Below are 1,340 nucleotides of genomic sequence, written 5' to 3'. Positions count from 1 at the left end.
TTCCCTTCGGGGAAGTGGAATTAATGGAAACTATCTAAGGTAGCCAGGGAAACTGGCGAAAGTTGGGGGGGCGCTTTTCCAAAAAGGCGCGTTTGCCCTCAGCAGCTTCCTCGGTCATGTAGAACAGCAACGTCGCATCTCCGGCCAGCTCCTGCAGCCCCACCTGCCCATCGCAGTCGGCATTGAAGGCGGCTTTGAGGCAGCGGATGGCCAAGGGGCTGTGCTGGAGAATCTCTTGCGCCCAGCGGATCCCTTCAGCTTCTAGCTCTTCCACTGGCACCACGGCATTGACCAGACCCATCTCTAGGGCTTGGGCTGCGGTGTATTGGCGGCAGAGGAACCAAATCTCGCGGGCTTTTTTTTGCCCCACCACTCGCGCCAGGTAGGCGGCCCCAAAGCCCCCATCGAAGCTGCCCACCCTAGGGCCGGTTTGCCCAAAGATGGCATTATCGGCGGCAATGGTCAGGTCGCAGATGAGGTGCAAAACATGGCCACCCCCGATGGCGTAGCCTGCCACTAGGGCAATCACCACCTTGGGCAAAGAGCGGATGATGCGCTGCAGATCCAGCACATTGAGACGAGGGATCCCGGCCTCATCCAGATAGCCAGCCTCGCCCCGCACGCTTTGATCCCCACCGGCACAAAAGGCATACTTGCCGTCGCTGTGGGGCCCTGCCCCGGTCAACAACACCACCCCGATACGGGGATCCTCTCGCACATCGGCAAACGCATCGATCAGCTCGGCAACAGTTTTGGGGCGAAAGGCGTTGCGCTTGTGGGGACGGTTGATGGTGATCTTGGCAATGCCATCCGTTTTTTCGTAAAGGATGTCTTCGTAGAGCTTGGCCGTCTGCCACATGGTGTCTGGGTGTATCTGCTTGGGATGCCCGGCTGGCTGACGCGGGCGGCATGGGCGGGTTCATTATAGAGGAGCCCTTGGGTGCTGTGAACTGCTACCGCGAACGGCCTGAAAAGGCTGGGTGAAACGGTTGGTCGCTTGGATGAGGGCTTCCACCAATCCTTCCAGAGTATACTCCTGCGCTTCGATATCCACCCGACCGAATGCGGCTTTGCAGGTTTCGGCGGTTTTGGGGCCGATGGCGGCAATCTGCACCGGTGGATCCCACACCTCTGGGCCCAGCCCTGCCTGCCGGATCAAGTGGGCAAAATGCTGCACCGTCTTGGAGCTGGCAAAGGTGAGGATGTCCACCTGACGGGCCTTCAGAGCCTCCACCACCTGGGGATCCGCTGTCGCCGGACAGGCAGACTGATAGGCGGCCACCTCCACCACCTCTGCCCCTCGCTGCCGCAAACCCTGTACCACCTCCTCCCGGCCTCCC

General features: G+C 60.6%; 2 protein-coding genes. Both read right to left on the bottom strand.

Going from position 1 to position 1,340, the window contains the following annotated elements; translation table 11 throughout:
- Window positions 1-34: 34 nt before the first annotated feature.
- The gene (menB, locus tag NW856_RS13875; RefSeq protein WP_414400718.1) at window positions 35-859 is read right to left on the bottom strand and encodes a 1,4-dihydroxy-2-naphthoyl-CoA synthase; all 825 of its coding nucleotides are present in this window, start codon (window positions 857-859) and stop codon (window positions 35-37) included.
- Window positions 860-922: 63 nt separating this feature from the next.
- On the bottom strand, window positions 923-1,340 hold a 418-nt coding region (locus NW856_RS13870), incomplete at its 5' end, for a uroporphyrinogen-III synthase (protein ID WP_414400717.1).

It is taken from the genome of Synechococcus sp. R3-13 (assembly GCF_047462195.1).
GTDB lineage: Bacteria > Cyanobacteriota > Cyanobacteriia > Thermostichales > Thermostichaceae > Thermostichus.
This window is presented reverse-complemented; position numbering and strand designations above follow the sequence as displayed.

What these genes read in the sequence shown, in the direction of transcription:
- menB (WP_414400718.1), bottom strand. Translation starts at nt 859, where the DNA reads ATGTGGCAGACGGCCAAGCTCTACGAAGACATCCTTTACGAAAAAACG.